This is a genomic window from Pseudomonas sp. Sample_16, assembly GCF_004307665.1.
GTDB lineage: Bacteria > Pseudomonadota > Gammaproteobacteria > Pseudomonadales > Pseudomonadaceae > Aquipseudomonas.
Genome location: NZ_RCOB01000222.1, coordinates 1 through 7,391, shown reverse-complemented (window position 1 = coordinate 7,391; position 7,391 = coordinate 1). Strand labels below are relative to the sequence as shown.

At 60.0% G+C, this 7,391-nt stretch carries 1 protein-coding gene; it reads right to left on the bottom strand.

Translation table 11 applies throughout. The annotated features are described in order from the left end of the window. Positions 1–7,310 (bottom strand): hemagglutinin repeat-containing protein (locus D8U69_RS29280; protein WP_130908653.1); only part of this gene is annotated, 7,310 nt, incomplete at its 3' end. Between the last annotated feature and the right edge of the window lie 81 nt (positions 7,311–7,391).

The following is a 7,391-nucleotide window of genomic DNA, read 5'->3' as shown; positions in this document are numbered from 1 at the left end:
GTCGGGATACCCAGCTTGATGTCGTTGCCGGCGATCTTCTGATCCTGGTTCACCACCAGACGGTTGTTCATGTCGGTGTTGAGATTGCCATTGACGGTGGCCGCGCCGCCGTCCTTGCCGGTCAGGTTCATGTCCACCGTGGCCTTGTTGTCGGCGCTGTAATGCACCTGGTCCACACGGCCGCCCATCAAACCAATACCGCCGATGCCGTTCTTGTTGGCACCAACACCCCCGCCGCCGTAACCGCCGTCTTTATTACGGCTGTCAGTCAGGTCTTTGGCATTCACCGCACCATCCACTTGCAGGTTGCCGCCGCCCGCCACATAACCGCCTGTCAGGTTCATATCGCCTCCGACATGGATGCTGCTGTCGGCCGTGCCACTGATCCCGGACTGTTTTTCCACCTTTTGGTAATTGTCGTAATCCTGCCCGCCGACGCCGCCGACACCGCCGACAAAACTCGGCACAACAAACAACGTATGGCTGTTTACCGCCACACCGGCGGAAGCGCCACCAGCCCCCAGGGTGTGCGTGTAGTTTTGCGTGTCCTGTACGCTGGTGATGTTGAGTTCACCGCTCAGGTCGGCGTTGACCTTGCCGGAGATATTGGCGCCGACCATGTTCAGGTCGTTGGCCCTGACAATCACGTGCGAACCGCTGATGTCGGTGTTGGTGTAATGGGTGTTGTCCTGGCTCGAATCATTATGTTTGGCGCCCACGCCGACCGTACCGCTGACGGTATCGCCGGTTATCGGGTTCCAGCTGTTGGTCTCGGTAGCGTTGATGCCGCCGACATTGGATTTGCTGGTGCTGGTGGTGGTGCTTTTCGACGCGTTAAGGTTAACGTCATGGTCACCGGCGTTGAGGATGACCACCGCATCCGGGTTGGTGGTTTTCACCCCGGTCAGGGTGATGTCACCTTTGGTGGAGGTGAAACTGACGTTACCGCCGACCTGGTTGGTGTTTTCGGTTTTGGTCAGCGTCTGTCCGGACGCCGCGCCGCCGCCAATGGCAACCCCGCCGGAGACCATTCCCCACGAGCCCACTGCCATGCGCTCCACATCACCGAGCATTTCCAGGGTGGTCAGGCCCGGCGCGACACTCATGCCTTCGGAGGCGTCGGTCGCCAGCTTGCCGATGTCGTTGGACACGTCGATAAACACCGAGTCGGCACTGGCCGTGTGGCCGATGAACATGCCTTTGGCGCTGGATTCGTCGTCGCTCACGCTTTCGTATTTGGTGGTCTGGATGTCCCCGGCCTTGACCCGCAGCTTGGCGTTTTCAAAGCCTTTCGCGGTGTTGATGTCGGCGCCGCCGAAGTCAAAGGTGTCCTCCACCGTCACCTTGCCGGTCCCCAGGTTCAACTGCGAATTGCTTTGGGTCACGCTGCTGTTGCTGTGCTCGGACGAGCTGATTTCCAACCCGGTGTGCGCACTGGCGCCGCCGTTGGTGGAAAAACCACCTTCGGCCATCTCCCCGGCGTAGCTTTTGCCGCCATGGGCGGTGCTGGCCGAGGCGCTGGCCACGTACCCGCCAGCCGAGACACTGGCACCGGCTACCCAGCCGATTTGTTGGGTAGTTTGATGGTCATAGCTCAGGTTTTCCGAGGTTTTGGCGATCATCGAGCCGCCGACATCGATCCGCGAGTGCAGCGCGGTCATGTTGCTGCCGTTGACCAGGACGTCGTTGGAGGTGTTGATGTTCAGGGAACCGGCGACGATGTTACTGCCCACGCCGGTGGCGCTGGCACTTTCCTGCATCGTGGTGTTGCGCGAGGCAAAACCGCTGGTGGTGGTGTCTTTGTGCGAGGAAGAGACTTCCTTGACATCGTTCATGATCAGGTTGGTTGCATCCACGGCCACCCGGCCTGCGGCGACGTCGGCCCCGGTCAGTACCACATCCTTGCCCGCGGTCAGATGGACGGTGGAGGCGGTGCCGCTGCCGAGGATATCGCCGGTGCTGCGCGAGACCAACGAGCCATCCTGGTCATAGGTCATGGTGGTCGAGGCGGTGATGTCGCCGCCGGCCTTGACCTGTATATGATTGCCTTTGACCGTGGCGCCCTGGTTGTTGACGTCACCGGCGGCATCGACGATCAGCTTGCCGCCTTCGGCGCTGGCATAGATGCCGCCTTGACTGCCGCCGGTGGCCTGGTTCTGCACATCGCCGCTGCTGGTGATGGTGACGTCGTGGCCCTTGACCACCCCGTTGACGTTGGTGAAATCGGTGTTGTCGGTGGTGAGGGTGCCGCCGGCCTGGATCACCGAATCTGCTTCTTTGGTGGTGTCCATGGCCGCGAGCGTGGCCGGGCAGTAATACACCTTCGGTACCAGGACCAGCACGCCATCGACCACTTCCGGTTCGTACCAGACGATGTCCAATTCCAGGCTGTCATATTGCTCCTGGGTCAAGGGCACACCCACGGTGAGGCCCAAACGCTCAGCCTCAACCCCGGCGTTGTCCATAAGCAGCTTGCTCATGTCAGCCCCCGACACTCCGTAGGTCACGGTCATGTAGGTGCCGGAGGTGGCCTGGATGGTCTGGGTGATCATCATGTTGTCAAAATAGGCATCACCGATGACCGACACCGGGGCGTCGGCGTGGTACCCCACGCTTTCGAAAAAGTACGAGGAGCCGTAAAACTGACTCTGGTCCACGTATTCGATACGGGTTTCATACAGCGGCACGATTGGGGTCATCGTGGCGGAGCCGTTGGCCCCATTTTGTTTGCCTTGCAGGCCGGCCGCGGCAAACGCATCGGGGTCAAAAGGTGCCGGCTTTGTCGTTTGTTGGAACAACATGTCATTGTTGATCAGGTTGTCTTGGACGTAGCTCGGGTTCATCGCGTTTTCGAGCTCAGACAATGGCGCCTTGGGATCAAAGGCACTTTTGTAGGCATAACTGCTGTCGAAATCACCGGCAATGGCCGTGGTGTCGTTTTTGCCGATGCTGACGTCGACGGTTTTTTGCTGGACGACCCCGCCGCCGTTTTCAAAGGAACCGCCGGTGTGCACAAAGTTGCCACCGGTGGCGATTTCCGACCGGGTGGCGGCGTAATAGGACTTAACCGGGTCCGGGCTCTGCCCGCTGGCATAGGCATTCCAGCGTGTGGACAGGGTCTCATAGTTCTGGGTTCGCCAATCGGCCCCCAAAGTGGCGGCCATGATCTGGTTGAACTTCGGATCGTTGATGTTTTTCAACGCGGCGGCGGTGTTGCCGTCATAGTAGTAATACGCGCCCCAGATCTTATGCTTGTCATCGTGGCCAAAAGTCTGGTCCAAAAAGTCCCACATGCTCGAGTAAACCTGGGTCGTGGGATTTTTCTTCGCCAGCTTGTCCTTCACGGTGATGGTGACGGTGCTCGGGGTTTTGAGGTAGGTCGACAACGCCAGGTCATCGTGCGAGGTCATGTTTTTCAGGTTGCCGTCGATCGCCATGTTGCCGGTGGCGACCATCAGGCCATCCTGGTTGGTCACATTGGAACCGGTGCCCTTGTGCTCGCCCTGGTTGATCGCGACATTGCCGCCACTTTCCATGACCGCCTGCTTGGTGGTGCGGTTGGAGCTGTAACTAGGCAGTTCCATCGAGATCCACATCTCGTCATAACGTGCATCGTGGTTCCACTTGTAGTAGCCGTCGGCACTGGTCGATGGGCCCTGCACCAAGCCACCGGTGCTGATGCCCTGGTTGGTGATGTTGCTGGCTTCCAGGGTCAAATCGCCGCCGGCACTGATGCGCCCGGCATAGTTGAGGATGTCATGGGCGGTCAGCGAGATGGCGTCGCCGGCCATGATCAGGGCATCTTCCAGGTTGTTGATCGCCGTCCCGGCCTTGAGCATGATGTCATCGGCGGCCCAGATCAGCGCATGGGTGTTATTGACGATCGACTCGCTGGCATCGACAAACAGGCTTTTGCCGGTCACGATGGCGTCATTGTTTTGCACCTTACCACTGGCATTGATCTGAATGCTGCCAGGGTTGTTCAGCGCGTCGTTGACCGTGACGTCGTGCGCGTTGAGGGTCAACAACTGAGCGGCGACCGGGGCTTTCTGCGTGGTGCTCAAGGTCAGGTCGCCACCATGTTTGATGGTCAGGGTGGCGGTGTCCTGGGAGGCAATATTGCCGGTGTTGGCGTAGGTGTCGGTGGCGATGTGGATGTCTTTGCTGGCGAGGATTTCACTGTCCGAGGCCGCAAAGTTCTTGCTGTCGATCGTGACGCTGTTGGACGCCTTGATGGAGCCACCGTTGGTGTTTTTGAAGTTGTTGCTGGCCGTCAGGGTGATGTCGTCGCCACGCAGTTTGCCGGCGTTCTGGTTGGTGATGTCTTGCGCCTGGATATCCAGGGCGGAGGCGGACATCACTGCACCGTCGGTATTGGTCACCGAGCCGTTCAGCGCCTTGATTTGCGCGCTGCTCTGACCCACGATGGCGGCATCCTGGGCATTGAGCACATTCTGGCTGGCGTTGATGGCCACGTGGTCGGCACTAATCGCCGCGGCCTCGGTATTGGTCACGTTGCTGGCGGTGATGTCGACGTTGTCGTCACTGTTGATCTGCGCCCCGCTGGCATTGGTCACATCACCGTCGGTGGAGATCTTGACCCCATTGGCCCCATAGATGACCGCATCGCTATCGTTGGTCAGCGACCCTAAGCTGTTGAGCGAGGCCACGGTCTCGGCATACACCTGGCTGCCGTCACTGTTGTGCAGGTTGCCCAGGCTGTTGATGGCAATCGAGTCGCCATAGACCATGGACGAGGGGCCGGAAAAGTCCACGTCGCCGGCACTGTTGATGATCAAGTCACTGGCCACGATCATGGCATCGTTGTTGATCACCTGCGCGGCATCGATCGCCACGTCGCCGCCGATGATCTGCGAACCGTTGGTGTTCGAGACGGTGCCGCCAGCGTGGAGGTTGACCTGGGAGCCGGCGGTAATCACCGAGGCGTCGTTGATCAGGTCCCCAGCGACGTCAATGTCCACCAGTTCCGAGGCGCCAATGGTCGCGCCGCGTTCATTGGTCAGCGCATCGCCCTTGAGGGTGATGGTCTGGCCAGCAATGGCCACGCCCGCGCCGTTGGTCAACTGGCCATCGGTGAGCAGGTCGACACGGTTTGCGCCGTAGATGATACCGCCGTTGCTCAACGACTCTTGCGCCTCGATATGCGCCGTGTTCTCAGCACGCACCAGGGTCTGGTCGGTCGAGCTGTAGGTTTTCTGAGCGGCGATCGTGATGTCATGAGCCGCGCTCATTGAGCTGCCGACATTGGCGATGACGTCGGTCGCCGTGATGTTCAGGTCCTTGCCCACAACAATTTTGCCCGCGCTCTCCAGGGTGCCGGTGATTTGCATCGTGGCACTGCCACCCGCGCTGGTGATCGAGGCGCCGCCCAATGACAACTCGTTGAGCACCATCAGCAAATCAGCGCCGCTGTACAGCTCGCCATCGGAGCTCAGGTGCACCGCGCTGCCTGGCGCCTGCTGCACCTGCAGACTTTTCCCGCCGCTGATCGAACCGTGCACACCGTTGCTGCTGTCACTGTTCAACGTCAGGTTCATGTTGCCGGCCGCGCCCAGACCGGCATCGTTGGTCAGGCTCCCGGCCTGGACATTGGCATCGCCGCCGGCCAGAAAGCCCACGCACAGGGTTTGGTTAATCCCGGTGCACAGGTTTTCCAGCACATCGGCGACCAAATTCAGGTCGCCCTTGGTGGTGACGATACCCTTGTTCACCAGGTGTTGAGCCGCAATGTTAATGCCGCTTTTGCTGGTGTCCTGAATCACCCCACCATCGTTGAGGAAGTTGTCGGCTTCAATCGACACGCCGTTGGCCGAGAGAATCATCGCCGTGGCGGACAGGGTAAAGTCGGTGCTGTAGTCCGTGCCATTGACCTTGACCATCAGCTTGCCGTTATGCAACACCAGCGGCTGATTCGGTCCGTAAGGAATGTGCGCCGAGTTCACGGCCACCAAGGTGCCGCTCAAGGTAAAGTTACCAACCTTGATCGTGATCGCGCTCACCGGGCCGGCCCCTTCGGCTTGGGTGGCAATCAGGTTTGCGCTCTGAACCAACAGGTCACTGGCGGTAATCTGCAGGGTCTCGCCTTTGATGTCGTTGCTGACCGTGATGCCGTGACCGGCGTGCAGGGTCACCGCTTTTTGCGCGTCGATGCCCTGGCCTGCGGTGCCATTGCCGATGGCAATCGAACCGGTGGTATCGATGCCGACTTTGCCGCCAGCCACCAACGTGGCCAGGCCGACATCCCCATTGGCCGAAATGGCAATGTCGGCACTGGACTTGATCAGTCCCTGGTGACGCACGCCGGCACCACTTTCAGTACTGGTCAGGGAAATATTGTGGCCATACATGGCCCCCGCCAGGCTGCCGTCAATGGCAAATTCCGGGGTGTTGGCACCGGAGGTGCTGTTGACCGTGGCGGTGCGTGTCGCCGCGTTATAGGTGTTAAGACCGGCGACCAGGTTGATGTCCGTTTTTTGATCTTGGGAGCCCGCCGCGCCTTGCAATTCGATGCTGCGCGCCACCACGTCAAAATAGGTCAGGCCGCTGGTGTCGACCCCGCCGGCTTCGATTTTGACCTTGCCGCCGTCGACCAGAAATTGCAGGCCATCGGGCGAGTCCACGGCCTTACCGGTGGTGGTGGTCAGGCTGTTGGCATTGATCGTCGACACACCGTTGAGGCTGATGCCGTTCTGGTTGGAAATAATCAGGTCCGCGGTGCCGCCGAACACTTCCAGGGCGCCGGCCAGGCTGCTGGGGTTGGTGCCGGTGACATCGACCAGGATAGCGTTGGCCTGGTGATTCAAGTTGGGGTTGTGCATGGTGTACCCGCCAATCTGCGAGACGCCATCGGTGGTGCTGTTGTTGAAGATGACGCCGGGTTGCACCACATCAAAACTTTGGAATTTGTTGTGGGACAAGCCTTTGGCGTTCGGGTCAACGATGTTGACCACCGGCACGCCGTTGGCCGAGGACGACATGCCCGGGGTGTTGGCCCCGCCATTGGGGTCGACCACCATGTCGGCGTAGACGGCCGCGGGCAGCAGCGCGGCGGTGACCAGGATGCGCCGCAGCATGGCGCCCTTGAGGCCGCCGCGGCGGGCGTCGGGTCGGATCACCGACAGCACGCTGGCGAACAAGGTTTGCAACTGAAAGCCTGGCGCGTTCGGCGCGGCGCGGCCCTGGGTTTGTCCGGCCTGGTGGCCTTTACCGGTGGTGGTGGTGATTTCGGCCACCGGGATCAGGAAGCCCAAGGACTTGCTGAAAATCAGACGAAAACAATGACGGTTCATGGTGTCACCTACAAACTGAAGCGGTTACTCGCATTAATAGAAAATACTGACGTTTACATACGTGATGTAAGGCGACGTATT